The sequence below is a fragment of the Collinsella sp. HCP28S3_G2 genome, assembly GCF_052065125.1.
GTDB lineage: Bacteria > Actinomycetota > Coriobacteriia > Coriobacteriales > Coriobacteriaceae > Collinsella.
Genome location: NZ_JBQHUO010000003.1, coordinates 83,347 through 98,841, shown reverse-complemented (window position 1 = coordinate 98,841; position 15,495 = coordinate 83,347). Strand labels below are relative to the sequence as shown.

At 62.4% G+C, this 15,495-nt stretch carries 11 protein-coding genes; 10 read left to right on the top strand and 1 reads right to left on the bottom strand.

Features of this window, described 5'->3' with window-relative positions; all coding sequences use genetic code 11:
• The first annotated feature begins 30 nt into the window (after positions 1 to 30).
• The 4 genes from nadA to ACTNB2_RS03305 are packed head-to-tail and all read left to right on the top strand — an operon-like array spanning position 31 to position 3,898.
• Positions 31 to 1,056 (top strand): quinolinate synthase NadA, encoded by a 1,026-nt coding sequence (nadA, locus tag ACTNB2_RS03320; RefSeq protein WP_441041765.1) that lies wholly within the window; start codon positions 31 to 33, stop codon positions 1,054 to 1,056.
• 56 nt (positions 1,057 to 1,112) lie between these two features.
• Positions 1,113 to 2,489: an L-aspartate oxidase gene (locus ACTNB2_RS03315; protein WP_441041764.1), complete on the top strand. Its 1,377-nt coding sequence runs from the start codon at positions 1,113 to 1,115 to the stop codon at positions 2,487 to 2,489.
• A 3-nt stretch (positions 2,490 to 2,492) separates the two neighbouring features.
• Positions 2,493 to 3,353: a carboxylating nicotinate-nucleotide diphosphorylase gene (gene nadC / locus ACTNB2_RS03310; protein WP_427719300.1), complete on the top strand. Its 861-nt coding sequence runs from the start codon at positions 2,493 to 2,495 to the stop codon at positions 3,351 to 3,353.
• Positions 3,353 to 3,898, top strand: coding sequence for a transcription repressor NadR (locus ACTNB2_RS03305; RefSeq protein ID WP_427719302.1), 546 nt, complete (start codon positions 3,353 to 3,355; stop codon positions 3,896 to 3,898). Before nadC ends, ACTNB2_RS03305 begins: the two co-directional genes overlap by 1 nt.
• Positions 3,899 to 4,140: 242 nt before the next feature.
• Here the strand turns inward: ACTNB2_RS03305 and ACTNB2_RS03300 are convergent, their stop codons facing one another.
• Positions 4,141 to 4,392, bottom strand: a complete 252-nt coding sequence (locus tag ACTNB2_RS03300; protein ID WP_158564522.1) for an indolepyruvate ferredoxin oxidoreductase subunit alpha — start codon at positions 4,390 to 4,392, stop codon at positions 4,141 to 4,143.
• 590 nt (positions 4,393 to 4,982) lie between these two features.
• On the opposite strand from ACTNB2_RS03300, the gene dnaK reads away from it, so the two are divergent.
• The 6 genes from dnaK to clpB all read left to right on the top strand — a co-directional run bounded on the left by dnaK (position 4,983) and on the right by clpB (position 15,368).
• Positions 4,983 to 6,875, top strand: coding sequence for a molecular chaperone DnaK (dnaK, locus tag ACTNB2_RS03295; protein WP_441041762.1), 1,893 nt, complete (start codon positions 4,983 to 4,985; stop codon positions 6,873 to 6,875).
• Between the two features lie 2 nt (positions 6,876 to 6,877).
• Positions 6,878 to 7,720 (top strand): nucleotide exchange factor GrpE, encoded by an 843-nt coding sequence (locus ACTNB2_RS03290; protein WP_441041760.1) that lies wholly within the window; start codon positions 6,878 to 6,880, stop codon positions 7,718 to 7,720.
• A gap of 107 nt (positions 7,721 to 7,827) precedes the next feature.
• Positions 7,828 to 8,793: a DnaJ C-terminal domain-containing protein gene (locus tag ACTNB2_RS03285; protein ID WP_154518131.1), complete on the top strand. Its 966-nt coding sequence runs from the start codon at positions 7,828 to 7,830 to the stop codon at positions 8,791 to 8,793.
• A gap of 72 nt (positions 8,794 to 8,865) precedes the next feature.
• Positions 8,866 to 9,282, top strand: coding sequence for a heat shock protein transcriptional repressor HspR (locus tag ACTNB2_RS03280; RefSeq protein WP_427719306.1), 417 nt, complete (start codon positions 8,866 to 8,868; stop codon positions 9,280 to 9,282).
• A 533-nt stretch (positions 9,283 to 9,815) separates the two neighbouring features.
• Complete coding sequence (locus tag ACTNB2_RS03275; protein ID WP_441041758.1) at positions 9,816 to 12,116, top strand: hydratase; 2,301 nt, start codon at positions 9,816 to 9,818, stop codon at positions 12,114 to 12,116.
• Positions 12,117 to 12,740: 624 nt separating this feature from the next.
• A complete protein-coding gene (gene clpB, locus ACTNB2_RS03270; RefSeq protein ID WP_154518122.1) occupies positions 12,741 to 15,368 on the top strand; it encodes an ATP-dependent chaperone ClpB in 2,628 nt (875 codons plus the stop codon).
• The last annotated feature ends 127 nt before the right edge of the window (positions 15,369 to 15,495 follow it).

Here is a 15,495-nt window from a genome sequence, read left to right as displayed (position 1 = left end):
CCCAAGATTCGCCAAAAGAGAGGGGCCTTGATGGCACAGAGCGCGAACATGGATGCATCGGAGCTTGCACGCGATATCGCGGCCGGCCTGGCATCGGCAACGACGGCAACGGAGCGCGCGGCACTGGTGCCCGCAGAGCTCGTCGAGGCCATTCATCAGCTAAAAACCCAACGTGACGCAGTGATCCTGGCGCACTATTATGTGGCGCCCGAGGTTCAGGCTGTGGCCGATTTCGTCGGCGACAGCTTCTACCTGGCAAAGCTCGCCAAGAGCCTGCCGCAGCAGACTATCGTGCTGTGCGGCGTGGAGTTTATGGGCGAGAGCGCCAAGCTGCTCAATCCCACCAAGACCGTGCTGCTGCCCGAGCCGGGCGCGGACTGTCCCATGGCGCACATGGTCAAGCACGAGACGGTCGACGCGGCGCGCGCCGAATATGGCGACGACCAGGCCGTGGTGTGTTACGTCAACTCGACGGTCGAGATCAAGAGCTGGAGTGACGTGTGCGTTACCAGCTCTAACGCCGTCAAGATCGTCTCCGAGCTGCCGCAGCAGCACATCTTGTTCATTCCCGACCAGAACCTGGGCCGCTTTGTGGCCGAGCAGGTGCCCCAAAAGCACGTCATCCTCAACAACGGCTACTGCCCGCGCCATCACATCATCACCGTCGAGCAGATCGTCGACGCACAGGAGGCACACCCCGACGCTCTCGTGCTGGCGCACCCCGAGTGCAAGGCCGACGTCCTGGCCGAGGCTGACTACATCGGCTCCACTGCCGGCATCATCAAGTATGCCGAGGAGTCGGACGCGAGCGAGTTTATCATCGTGACGGTCCGCGGCGTGCTCTACGAGCTCGAGCGCCGCTGTCAGGGCACCGGCAAAAAGTTCTACTTCCCCGCGGTGCAGCCCACCTGCGTCAACATGGATCTCATCACGCTCGAAAAGCTCGTGCGCTGCCTGGAGACGGGCGAGGGCGAGGTGCAGATCGGCGTGTCGGATGAGGCCGCCGACCAGGCCAAGCTCACGCTCGACCGCATGCTCGAATACGCGGCGCGCTAGAACGATGTGACATGAGGGACCATCCCTTATGTCACATTACAAGGGAGAGGATTCCTGTGGAAACCAAACAATGCCCCGACATGGAGTGCGACGTCGTCATTGCCGGTTGCGGCGTGGCGGGCCTGTACGCGGCCCTTAATCTGCCGACGAGCACGCGCGTGATCATGCTCTCCAAGGGCACTGTCGACGAGTGCGATTCGATGCTCGCGCAGGGCGGTATCTGCGTGCTTCCCGAAGGCTCTGACTACGACGCCTTCTTTGAGGACACCATGCACGCCGGCCACTACGATAACCGCCGCGAGAGCGTCGACATCATGATCCGCTCGAGCCGCTCGGTCATCAACGACCTGCTGGCCATGGGCGTGGACTTTGAGCGCAAGGCCGACGGCAGCCTCGACTTTACCCGCGAGGGTGCGCACAGTCGCCCGCGCATCGCCTTCCATGCCGACATTACGGGCAAGGAGATCACGACCAAGCTCCTCCAGGCCGTTCGCAAGCTGGATAACGTGCAGATTTTGGAGCACGTGGCCATGACCGACATTCTGACGGGCGAGCGTGATGGCGCCACGGCGTGCCTCGGCGTCGTCGCCGTTCCCGTGGACGAGGACAACTCGGTTCGCCCCGCCGACGAGCTGGCAAATGCCGCCGAGGGCGTGCATGCCGGCGAGCCGTTTAAGATCCATGCCCGCCACACGCTGTGGGCGACAGGCGGTATCGGCGGCGTGTACGACCACTCGACCAACTACCCGCAGCTCACCGGCGATGCCTGCTACATTGCCCAGGAGCATGGCATTAAGATGGAGCACCTGGACTACGTGCAGATTCACCCCACGGGACTGTTCTCGCCGCAGCCGGGCCGCACCTTCCTGATCAGCGAGAGCTGCCGCGGCGAGGGCGCGATTTTGCTCAACGCCGCCGGCGAGCGTTTTACCGATGAGCTTCAGCCGCGCGATGTGGTCGCTGCCGCTATTCGCGAGCAGATGAAGCAGGATGGTACCGAGCACGAGTGGCTGAGCTTTGCCCCCGTTGAGCGCGACGTGGTAACCGGACACTTTGCCAACATTCGCGCACGCTGCCTGGAGGACGGCCGCGACATCTTGGACGAGCCCATTCCCGTCACACCCACGCAGCACTACTTTATGGGCGGCGTGTGGGTCGACAAGGACGGCCGCACCTCGATGCCCGAGCTCTACGCCGCCGGCGAGACGGCCTGCAACGGCGTTCACGGCAAGAACCGCCTTGCATCAAACAGCCTGCTCGAGGCGCTGGTCTGGGGTCGTCGCGCCGCGTGGCACATGCGTACCGGCCAGTCGCTCGCCGTGGAGCAGGCGGGCGAGCCCGCGCTCGACGGCCGTCATCGCGCCCTGAGCGCCGACACCCTGGCAATCGATGATTTGGCCCGTGCCGCCGGCACGCAGGCCGTGGAGGAGTAGACCATGAACCCCATTACCATGAAGCTCGTCGTCGATGATCTGATTCTGCAGGCTCTGCGCGAGGACATTACGTTTGAGGATGTGAGCACGGCGAGCGTGTGCCCCACGGCGCGTCCCGCCACGGTGGAGCTCATCGCCAAGGCCGATGGCATCATCGCGGGCCTGGATGTGTTCGCTCGCACCTTTGAGCTGCTGGATTCGCAGAGCTCGGTACTGTTTGATGTTGCCGATGGCGACGAGGTGCACGCCGGCGACCATGTGGGCCAGGTACGCGGCGATGCGCGCGTGCTGCTTTCGGGCGAGCGCGTGGCGCTCAACTACCTGCAGCGCATGAGCGGTATCGCTACCTATACGCACCAGATGGCTGCGGCGCTCGAGGGCACCAAGACCGTGCTCGTCGACACGCGCAAGACCACGCCGGGTATGCGCGTCTTCGAGAAGGCCGCGGTCGAGATCGGCGGCGGCAGCAACCACCGCTACAACCTGTCGACGGCCGTCATGCTCAAGGACAACCACATCGACGCCGCCGGTGGCGTGACGCGTGCGATCGAGATGGCGCGCGCCCATGCATCGTTTACCGCGACGGTCGAGATCGAGTGCGAGAACCTGGACATGGTGCGCGAGGCCGTGGAGGCCGGCGCCGACATCATCATGCTCGACAACATGACCCACGATGACATGGCTGCCGCGATTGAGCTTATTGCCGGTCGCGCCAAGACCGAGTGTTCGGGCAACGTGGATGCCAGCAATATCCGTGCGCTTGCCGACCTGGGCGTTGACTTTATTAGCTCGGGGGCGTTGACGCACTCTGCGCCGATTCTCGACCTCTCGCTTAAGCACCTGCGTCTGCTGGACGGTAAATAATGGACGCCCGCGAGCGTCGCCGTGCCATTATGGGCGTGCTCGAGCGAGCCAAAGACCCCGTCTCCGGCAGTACGCTTGCTCGCGAGGTGGGTGTGAGCCGCCAGGTTGTCGTGCAAGACATCGCCCTGCTGCGCGCCGATGGGCACGATATCGTGGCGACCAATCGCGGCTACGTGCTGCAGGAGGCCCCCAGCAGCCCCGCCGTGCCCACGCGCCTGGTCAAGGTTCGCCATAGCGTGGAGCAGACAGGCGATGAGCTCACGAGTATCGTCGACGCCGGAGGCGCCGTGCTCAACGTAATCGTCAACCACCGCGTGTACGGTAAGATCACGGCCGACCTGGACATCCGCAATCGTCGCGATGTTGAGCGCTACCTGCACGATATCGAGAGCGGCAAGAGCTTTCCACTACTAACGGTGACGAGCGGCTATCACTTCCATCGCATCGCGGCAGAGGATGAGCAAGCCCTCGACGAGATCGAGGCTATGCTCAAGGAGAAGGGCTATCTGGCAGACCTGATGCCCTACGAAGACGATCTGTCGTAGCCGACGCTGCAAACGCCCCTAAGCGGCAATCTGACGTTCAATCGTCGGTCGCGTACAAAAGTACGCTTCCCTCCTCTTTCACGTCACCTTGCTCGCTTGGGGGCGTTTTCGCTGACTTATGCTCAACCTGCGACGGTGCCAAATTAGCTATCCGCACAAAAAAGAGGCCTTCGCGGCGATGCGGAGGCCTCCTTTTTGTTTGTGCACGGTGTACTTTTGAGTGTGTGCAGGTGGAAGAGCTGTTACTCCTCGACGATCTCGGTGATCGCGCCGGCGGGGCAAGCGTCCTGGCAAGCGCCACAGGCGACGCAGGAGTCCTCGTCAGCAACGGTAGCGACGTCCTGGAGCTCCAGAACGCCAGCGGGGCAGGAGTCGACGCAAACGCCACAAGCGATGCACTCGTCGGCATCAATTACGGGATGAGCCATGGTAGTTTCCTCTCTGTTGACCGACGCTACAGGCGATGCGCGCCGGTTTGATTCGGGCAAAAACATACCACGTGAGCGACCGTTTGCAATACCCTCTGGCCGGCATCTTCATACCATTCGCCGAGTATGCCAAGGCTTACTAAGAAACGCACAGGTGAGGCTGGTGAGCTGTGCAAATGTTAGCTAAAGGTGACTCGAATTATTGAGCAATTGAGTGGGCTTTCGGAAAGCGCATCCCGTTATCTGGTCGAAAAACGGGTCGCAGTTTCCGGTTGGGCCCGCTAGCGGAAACTGCGACCCGGTATCAGCTCTCAAAACGGGATACGGTTTCCGGTTGAGCCTTCAGACGGAAACTGCGACCCGGAATCCACACTCAAACCGGGACGAGCTTTCCGTAAAGCAGCCCCAGGCACCCCCGGCCCAAACCTCAGCCATCTCTACATAGATCTCGATAGATTTGCCGAGAACTCAATCAGCGCATCTACCTGCGTATTCGAGAACCTAAACTCTAAGTGATAAGAAATCTTATATGAATTGACTTAGATTTTGTATATTCCGGTCCATAAGGGGATACACTACATCCTGAAAGACAAACCGAAAGACCGCTTGGCAGACCGCCGAGTCGGTGCAAACGCACAAGAGAGAGGGAATTTCTAATGGGCAAGATTCTTGGTATCGACCTTGGTACTACTAACTCCGCAATGGCCGTTCTCGAGGGCGGTTCTCCGACCATCATCGTGAACGCCGAGGGCGACCGCACCACCCCGTCTGTCGTGGGCTTCCGTGCCGACGGTGATCGCGTCGTGGGCAAGGCCGCTAAGAACCAGGCGGTCACCAACCCCAAGAACACCGTGTTCTCCATCAAGCGCTTCATGGGCCGCAAGTACTCCGAGTGCACCTCCGAGCTCAAGACCGTGCCGTATGAGGTCAAGGAGGGCCAGGGTGGCCGTGCCGTCGTCGACATCGAGGGCAAGGAATACACCGCCGAGCAGGTGAGCGCCATGACGCTCGCAAAGATGAAGGCCGACGCCGAGAAGTATCTGGGCGAGACCGTCACCGACGCCGTCATCACCGTCCCGGCCTACTTCAACGACGCCCAGCGCCAGGCCACCAAGGACGCCGGTAAGATCGCCGGCCTCAACGTTAAGCGTATCGTCAACGAGCCGACCGCTGCCGCTTTGGCCTATGGCCTGGACAAGCAGGGCTCCGACCAGCGCATCCTGGTCTTCGACCTGGGCGGCGGTACCTTCGACGTCTCCATCCTCGACCTCGCCGACGGCGTGTTTGAGGTTCTGTCCACCTCGGGCGACAACCACCTGGGCGGCGACGACTGGGATCAGCGCGTCATCGACTGGATGGCCGATAAGTTCCAGCAGGAGAACGGTGTCGACTTGCGTCAGGACCCCATGGCCCTGCAGCGTCTGAAGGAGGCCGCCGAGAACGCCAAGAAGGAGCTCTCCGCCGCCCAGCAGTCCACTATCAACCTGCCGTTCATCACCATGAACCAGTCCGGCCCGCTGCACCTCAACTACACGCTGACCCGCGCCGAGTTCGAGAAGATCACCCGCGACCTGCTCGAGCGCTGCAAGCAGCCTGTCACCAACGCCCTGCGCGACGCTAACCTTAAGCTCTCCGATCTGACCGAGGTCATCCTCGTCGGCGGCTCCACCCGTATGCCCGCCGTCCAGGAGCTCGTCAAGACCATGACCGGCAAGCAGCCCAACATGTCCGTGAACCCCGACGAGGTCGTTGCCGACGGCGCTGCCGTCCAGGGCGGCGTGCTCACCGGCGACGTCGAGGGCATCCTGCTGCTCGACGTTACCCCGCTGTCGCTGGGCGTCGAGACCATGGGCGGCATCATGACCAAGATGATCGACCGCAACACCACGATTCCGACCTCCAAGACCGAGGTCTACTCCACCGCTGCCGACAACCAGACCAGCGTCGAGATCAACGTGCTCCAGGGCGAGCGCGAACTTGCCCGCGACAACAAGTCGCTCGGTAAGTTCCAGCTGACCGGTATCCCGGCTGCCCGCCGTGGCGTGCCGCAGATCGAGGTCACCTTCGACATCGACGCCAACGGCATCGTCAAGGTCTCCGCTAAGGACAAGGGCACCGGCAAGGAGCAGCAGATCACCATCTCCGGCTCCACCGCTCTGTCCGACGAAGAAGTCGATCGTATGGTCAAGGACGCCGAGGCTCATGCCGAGGAGGACAAGAAGCAGAAGGAAGAGGTCGAGGTCCGCAACCAGACCGACAGCCTGTGCTACTCCACCGAGCAGACCCTCAACGAGCTGGGCGACAAGGTTTCCGCCGACGTGAAGTCCAAGGCCGAGGCCGCTATCGCCGATGCCAAGAAGGCGCTCGAGGGCTCTGACGTCGAGGCCATCAAGGCCGCTGGCGAGTCCCTGCAGTCCGTGGCCTACGAGCTGGCTCAGGTTGTCTACGCCGACGCTCAGCAGCAGACCGACGGTGCCGCCGGCGCCCAGCATGCCGACGATGACGTCGTCGACGCCGACTACGAGGTTGTGGACGACGAGGACAAGTAATCATGTCCGCCCGTAAAGCTCGCACGGGGGCGGCTGCCGTTGGAGCCGCCCCCGTTGACTCTGAGGAGAAGGACGTGAAGATTCCCGTAGAGGCCGTCGACGATACCGAGGCCAACGAGGCCGAGGCCGCCGAGGCTGTCGAGAACCAGGTAGAGGATTCCAACAAGGAGGCGACGATGACCGAGGACGAGATGGTGGAAGCCGCTATCCGCGCCGGTGAGGAAGCCGCCGACAACGACTTTAAGCTCAAGTTCGAGCAGGCCCAGAAGGAGCTTGCCGACGTGCGCAATGAGCTCGATGCTGCGGCAGAGGCTCAGAAGGCTGCCGAGGACAAGGCGAAGGACGCCACCGAGCGCACCGCCCGTCTGCAGGCCGACTGGGAGAACTTCCGTCGCCGCACCGCCAGCGAGCGTATCGCCGAGCGTGAGCGCGCGACAGAGAAGCTCGTCACTGCGCTGCTGCCGGTGGTCGACGATATCGAGCGTGCGATCGACCATGCCCGCAGCCAAGAGCTTGCCGACGACTTTAAGCAGTTCGTCGACGGCGTCGACGCGGTGCATGCCAAGCTACTCGATGTGTTTGCGCACGAGGGCGTTGAGCCCATCGACCCCAAGGGCGAGGCGTTCGATCCGCTCGAGCACCAGGCTGTGGGTCGTGTCGAGGACTCGTCGCAGTACGACGAGACCGTCAACGACGTGTACCAGAAGGGCTACCGCATGGCGGACCGCATCCTGCGTTCCGCGATGGTGACGGTGACCTACGGTGGCGAAAAGCGCCCCGCACCGGAGCCCGAAGCGGCGCCCGAGGATGCTGCGGCCGATACGGCCGAGAGCACCGAGGAGTAATTGAGAAGGGCCCCGGGGCAACACCCGGGGCCCTTTCTGGCCTAGTGCCATATGAAAGCATGAGCCGCCGCCCGCTGGGCGACGGATAAAACAGGAGAGGAGCTACGATGGCTGCAGGCAAAACCTTCTATGACATCCTGGGCGTATCCAAGAGCGCCTCCGACAAAGAGATCAAGAGCGCGTTTCGCAAGCTCGCGCAAAAATATCACCCTGACGCCGGCGGCGACGAGGCCAAGTTCAAGGAGATCAGCGAGGCCTACGAGACGCTTTCGGACGAGAAGAAGCGCAAAGAGTACGACCAGATGCTCATGTTTGGCGGCATGCCGGGCGCAGGCGGCGCGTATGGCGGCGGCTACGGTGCCGGCGCGGGTGCCAGCGGCTGGGGCGACATCTTCGACAGCATCTTTAGCGGCAACGGCGCCTGGGGCAGCGATTGGGGCTCGGGCTTTGCCGGGGCTGCAGGCGCTGCCGGTGCCGGCGCGGGTCGCAGCCGCGCTCGCAAGGGCGGCGACCTGTCGCTGACCGTCGATGTGACGGCCGAGGACGCGTTTCGCGGCGTGACGCACAAGGTCACCTATCGCATTCCCTCGACAGGCGAGCAGCAGACCATTACGGTCTCGGTGCCCGCGGGCGCGGTCGACGGCGGCAAGCTACGCTACAAGCGTCGCGGCGAGTATGGCGTCGCCGGCGGCGAGCGCGGCGACCTGGTCGTGACCACGCATGTGGAGGAGCACCCGCTGTTTAAGCGCAAAGGCGCCGACGTGACCATGGAGGTACCGGTCTCGGTCTACGAGGCGGCGCTCGGCTGCACGGTGGACGTGCCCACGCCCGGCGGTGCGACGGTCCGTTTGAAAGTGCCTGCGGGTACCCAGACGGGCAAGAAGTTCCGCTTTAAGGAGATGGGGGCGCCCGACGTTAAGCACCGTGGCCGTACGGGTGCGCTGCTCGTCGAGATCAAGGTGCAGGTTCCCACGAACCTATCCGATGACGAGCGCGATGCCATGACCAAGCTGCGCGAGGCCGACACGCGCGACTACCGCGAGAAGGTCAACCGTTACAAGGCGACGTTCTAGGACGGTCGCGGTGCACGCCCACGCCCGTGGGCTTATGATGGACGATAACGAGACGGAAAGGGGTCAGGTAGCATGGCCGAGGACAATAGGAACAAACCGCTGTACATGATCAGCGTGGCGGCCGAGCTGACCGGCATGCATCCGCAGACTCTGCGCGTCTACGAGTCCAAGGGCCTGGTGAACCCCCAGCGCTCGGGCGGCAACACGCGCCTGTATTCGCGTGCCGATATCGAGCGCCTGGAGCTCATCAACCAGCTGACCGACGAGGGCATCAACCTTGCCGGCGTGGTGCGTATCCTCGATATGAAGGAGCGTGCCGAGGAGCGCGAGCGCGAGAACGAAAAGCTCCGCGCCCGCATGCGCCAGCTCGAGGACGAGCTGCACGAGTACAAGATGCAGAAGAAGATCACCTCCCTGGCCCCGCGCGATGGCTCGGTTAATCCCGAACAGGTCATGCGCAAGCTGCTGGGCGCCGGCGGGGATTTGTAGTTACGCGGGTTTACCAACCCGCGTAACCAGTTGACGCTGCAAGCCCGTCAGAGCGGCAATCTGCCTTTCAACTTCGGCGGCATGATCAAAAGATCAATGCCGCCTTGTTTCAAGGCACCTTGCTCGCTCTGGCGGGCTTTCGCTGTCCGCGCCAAAATATCGGCGTTGCCATGGCCCGGATGCGGCACTTGGGGACGTTCCTCACTTTGGAAATACGGCCCGCTCGCTGTCCGTCCTCTACCTGCGGCGTTGCCTTGCTCCGGATGCAGTAGTCGTTGGTAGTCATTGGGGCCCGCTCGCTGTCGTTGCCAAAGCATCGGTGTTGCCGGAGTAGTCATTGGGGACGTTCTTAAATAACTAGTCGAAAGGGACGCTCTTGCACCAAATCTGCTGATCCACATCGGGCTCGTCCTGTACTTTACCGAGATAAAGTGAACGTGCAGATTCGTAACCCATTCGCAACCGTTCTATGGCACGATATTGAACGAATGCATGCTATGCGCCCAAATCTTTTGGGCAGAGTGGGAGACAGTATGGTCAAGCTGTACGAGGACGGCATCTACCTGCGCGGCGGCAGCGAGGTTGTGCCTGCGGCCGAGGCTGCCGAGCGCGGTATTACGCAGACGCCCGAGGATGCCAAGCGCGGCACCATCGCGTATTCGATCCTCCAGGCACACAATACGTCCGGCGACCCCGAGGCGCTCAGGATTCGCTTCGATGCCATGGCGAGCCACGACATCACCTTTGTCGGCATCATCCAGACGGCGCGCGCCTCGGGCATGGAGCAGTTCCCGCTGCCCTACGTGCTCACCAACTGCCATAACTCGCTGTGCGCCGTGGGCGGCACCATCAACGAGGACGACCACGTCTTTGGCCTTTCCGCGGCCAAAAAGTACGGCGGCATCTTCGTCCCGCCGCACATCGCCGTCATCCACTCCTTTATGCGCGAGAACTTCGCCGGTTGCGGCAAGATGATCCTGGGCTCCGACTCGCACACCCGCTATGGCGCCCTGGGCACCATGGCCGTGGGCGAGGGCGGCGGCGAGCTGGCAAAGCAGTTGCTGCGCGACACCTACGACGTTGCCTATCCCGGCGTCGTCGCTATCTACCTCACGGGCGCCCCGCGTCCCGGCGTCGGCCCGCACGACGTGGCGCTCGCCATCATCCGTGCCGTCTTTGCCAAGGGCTATGTCAAGAACAAGGTCATGGAGTTTGTGGGCCCGGGTATCGCGAGCATGACGACCGATTACCGCAACGGCGTCGACGTCATGACCACCGAGACCACCTGCCTGTCGAGCATCTGGGCCACTGACGAGGACACGCACGCGTTTTTGGCCATGCACGGTCGCGGCGACGACTACCGCGAGCTCAAGCCCGCCGATGTCGCCTACTACGACGGTTGCGTCGAGGTCGATCTGTCGAGCATCAAGCCCATGATCGCGCTGCCATTCCATCCTTCCAACGGCTTTGAGATCGAGGAGCTCAACGAGAACCTCGAGGACATCCTGCATGAGGTGGAGCTCGAGGCCGCCAAGATCGGCGAGGGCAAGACGCACTTTAGCCTGCTCGACAAGATCGTCGACGGCAAGCTGCACGTGCAACAGGGCGTTATCGCCGGCTGCTCGGGCGGCAACTACGACTCCGTGGTCCAGGCTGCCCGCGTGCTCAAGGGCGCCAACACCGGCTGCGGCGAGTTCTCGCTGTCGGTCTATCCCACGAGCCAGCCCGTGGCACTCGAACTTACGCGCCGTGGCTATATTTACGACCTTATGGAGGCCGGCGCGATCGTGCGCACGGCGTTCTGCGGTCCGTGCTTTGGCGCCGGCGACACGCCTGCCAACAACGGCCTTTCGATCCGTCACACCACGCGCAACTTCCCCAACCGCGAGGGTTCCAAGCCGGGCAATGGTCAGCTGAGCGCCGTGGCCCTAATGGACGCTCGCTCCATTGCGGCGACGGCTGCCAACGGCGGCGTCCTGACGCCGGCGACCGACCTGCCCGAGGAGACTTGGGACGAGGCCTGCGAGTACACCTTTGACGACGCGCCGTACAAAAAGCGCGTGTACTGGGGCTTTGGCAAGGCCGAGCCTGCCGACGAGCTGGTCGAAGGTCCCAACATCAAGCCGTGGCCCGCAATGGAGCCTCTCGGCGACGATATCCTGCTCAAGGTGTGCTCCAAGATCATGGACCCGGTCACCACGACCGACGAGCTCATTCCCTCGGGCGAGACGAGCTCCTTCCGCTCCAACCCGCTGGGCCTGGCAGAGTTTACGCTCAGCCGCCGCGATCCGGCCTACGTGGGTCGTTCCAAGGAGGTCGACGCCGTGGAGAAGCGCCGCGTTGCCGGCGAGGCGGCGGGCGATCTGGCGGCACTCGATGCTGAGCTTGCCGGCGTGTTTGAGGCGCTGGCCGGCGCCGGCGTCGTGGCCGATGCCAAGGCGACCGAGTACGGCTCCATGCTCTATGCCAAGAAGCCCGGTGACGGTTCTGCCCGCGAGCAGGCTGCGAGCTGCCAGCGCGTGATTGGCGGTCTGGCCAACATCGTCCACGAGTACGCCACCAAGCGCTATCGCTCCAATGTGATGAACTGGGGCATGGTGCCCTTCCAGATGGAGGCCGAGCCCAACTTTGAGGTGGGTGACTACGTCTTTGTGCCGGGTATCCGCGCTGCGCTCGACGGCGATCTGCAGAACATCGCCGCCTACGTGGTGCGCGCCGATGGTGCGGTCGAGCAGATTGAGCTCTACATTGCCGATATGACGGATGAGGAGCGTGCCATCGTCAAGGCCGGCTGCCTGATCAACTACAACAAGTTCAAGGCCGCTGCCGAGTAACGCACTTAATTGTCCGCCCGGGGCTTACCCTTTCCCGCCCGCTCACGCGCTTCGCGAGGGTCGCGTTCGGGAAAGGGTAAGCCCCGGGCTACATTTCTGCGTTCTCGTTGGGTCTTGAGGGACGCTAATAAATAGACTTGCTTGATGCCGCCTCTGTTAATGGGGCGGCTTCTTTTTTGTCGAGAACCGCCACAAAGGGGACAGGCACCTTTGTGGCGGTTCTCGGTTTGTCTCGACCTGTAACATCTTGGCCGCTAAAAGTGGGCCTGGTGTTACAGATTTAGATTTTCGATTCGGGTGTCTTCTGTTCGTCTCGATTTGTAACAGATAGAGCTCTATTTGCCGAGTAGATGTTACAGATTGAGACAAACGGGTGCCGCTGGCCATTTCATCTTGATTTGTAACATCTGGAGCCATAAACAGTCGCTAGATGTTACAGATTGAGATAGTAAGGGGACAAGTCCGCAGCGGGTGAGCGTGCCTGCTCCCTATCGCTTAATCACTCAGAAAATCTTATATATAGAGACTTAGATTTGTGTATAAGATCGTACAAAGCTGGCAACAATACTTCTCGGACAACGTGAAGCCGCCCCGTAGGGCGGCCGCCCCAAGAGAGGTGATTCCATGAGAATCGATAAGCTAGCAATGACGTCGCGCGAAGCGTTGCAGACCGCCATGAGCACGGCTGCCGACGCACAGGCCGGCGCGGTGGAGCCGATTCACCTGCTGTCTGCCCTGCTCGGCGCCGGTGAGCGCAATATCTCCGTGATTATCGAGCGCATCGGCGCCGACCCAGCCCAGCTTGCGCACTCCACGCAAGATGCCATCGACCGCGCACCCAAGGTTTCGGGCGAGGGCCAGCAGATGGGCCTGTCCAACGAGCTCGTCCGTGTCATCGAGAAGGCCGAGAAAAAGGCCACCAAGATGGGCGACAGCTTTGTAGTGACCGAGCATCTGCTGATGGCACTTGCCGAGGACAAAGGTGAGGCGGGCCGCGTGCTGCGCGACGCCGGCGTTACCAAGGAGCGTATCGAGCAGGTCTACGAGGAGCTGCGCGGCGATGACCGCGTGACGTCCGCCGAGGACAAGACCCAGTTTGAGGCACTGGAGCAGTACGGCCGCAACATCTGCGACCTGGCCCGTGCCGGCAAGCTCGACCCGGTTATCGGTCGTACCGACGAGATCCGTCGTACCATTCAGGTCCTATCCCGTCGTACCAAGAACAACCCTGTGCTCATCGGTGAGCCGGGTGTCGGTAAAACGGCCATCGTCGAGGGCATCGCCCAGCGTATCGTGGCCGGCGACGTGCCGAGCACGCTGCGCGACCGCGACCTCATCGAGCTCGACATGAGCGCGCTGGTCGCCGGTGCCAAGTACCGCGGCGAGTTCGAGGACCGCTTGAAAGCCGTGCTCAAGGAAGTGCAGAAGTCCGAAGGCAAGGTCATCCTGTTCATCGATGAGCTCCACACCATTGTGGGCGCGGGTGCCACCGAGGGCTCCATGGACGCCGGCAACATCCTCAAGCCTGCGCTCGCCCGCGGCGACCTGCACGCGATCGGCGCGACCACGCTCGACGAATACCGCAAGTACATCGAGAAGGACGCGGCGCTCGCCCGTCGTTTCCAGACCGTTATGGTCTCCGAGCCTACCGTTGAGGACACCATTTCGATCCTGCGTGGCCTCAAGGAGAAGTACGAGATCTTCCACGGCGTGCACATTACCGATAGCGCGCTCGTGGCCGCCGCCGACCTCTCCGATCGTTATATCGCCGACCGCTTCCTGCCCGACAAGGCCATCGACCTGGTCGATGAGGCCGCAAGCCGTCTGCGCATGGAGCTCGATAGCATGCCGGTCGAGATCGACGCCACCACGCGTCAGCTCACCCAGCTGCAGATTGAGGAGCAGGCGCTCATGAAGGAGACCGACGACGCCTCCAAGGAGCGTCTGGAGACCCTGCGCCAGGAAATCGCCGAGGTCCAGGAAAAGCTCAACGTGCAAAAGGCCGGTTGGCTCAACCAAAAGAACGCCATCGACCATGTGCAGGAGCTCAAGGGCCAGCTCGATGAGGCCAAGAGCGAAGAGGAACGTGCGACGCGCAACGGAGACTTGGGCCGTGCGTCCGAGCTGCGTTACTCCGTGATTCCGGGTCTGCAGCAGCAGATTCAGGATTCCGAGGCCGCGCTCGAGGCACAAAAGCAGCAGGACGGTGAAGGCCTCAACGAGCAGGTGACCTCCGACGAGATCGCCGAGGTCGTGAGCGCCTGGACCGGTGTGCCCGTCTCCAAGATGATGCAGGGTGAGCTCGACAAGCTGAAGGGCTTGGAAGGCGAGCTGCATAAGCGCGTCATCGGCCAGGATGAGGCCGTCTCCGCCGTCGCCGCGGCTGTGCGCCGTAGCCGTGCGGGCCTCTCCGATCCGGACAAGCCCATCGGCAGCTTCTTCTTCCTGGGCCCCACCGGTGTGGGCAAGACCGAACTCGCCAAGGCGCTGGCCGAGTGCCTGTTCGATGACGAGCGCGCGCTCGTGCGTATCGACATGTCCGAGTACATGGAGAAGTTCAGCGTTCAGCGTCTGATCGGTGCGCCCCCGGGATACGTGGGCTACGACGAGGGTGGACAGCTCACCGAGGCCGTGCGCCGTCGCCCGTACTCCGTGATCTTGCTCGACGAGATGGAGAAGGCTCACCCGGATGTCTTCAACGTGCTGCTGCAGGTGCTCGACGACGGTCGTCTGACCGATGGTCAGGGTCGTCAGGTGTCCTTCAAGAACACGATCATCATCATGACGTCCAACGTGGGCTCCAAGGCTATCGCCGATCTTTCGGGCAAGGACGAGGAGGAGATGCGCCATCAGGTTGACGCGGCCATGGCTCAGACTTTCCGTCCCGAGTTCCTCAACCGTATCGACGATATCGTGGTGTTCCATCCGCTCGGCATGGCGCAGATCGAAAAGATCGTCGATATTCAGCTCGCCGACGTCCGCGCACGTCTGGCCAAGGAGCGCATGACGCTTGCCATCACCCCGGCGGCCAAGCAGATGCTCGCTGTGGGCGGTCTGGACCCGGTCTTTGGTGCCCGTCCGCTCAAGCGTCTGGTGCAGCGCGAGGTCGTGGACGCCATCGCCGCCGCTATCATCGACGGTACGGTGCGCGAGGGCGATCAGGTGACGGTTGACGTCGACAAGGACGGTGCCTTTACCGTCGTGTGCGATAACACGCCGTCTGCCACCTACGAGGTGCCCGACGCCGAGTAGATTGTTGGGCCATGCCTTAAATCTACTTTTTGAGCCAAACGCCAAGGGCGGCGGATCCAATTGGGTCCGCCGCCCTTTTTCGTGCGACAATCGATGATGTTGAACATGAGTACATGGCAAGGAGCTA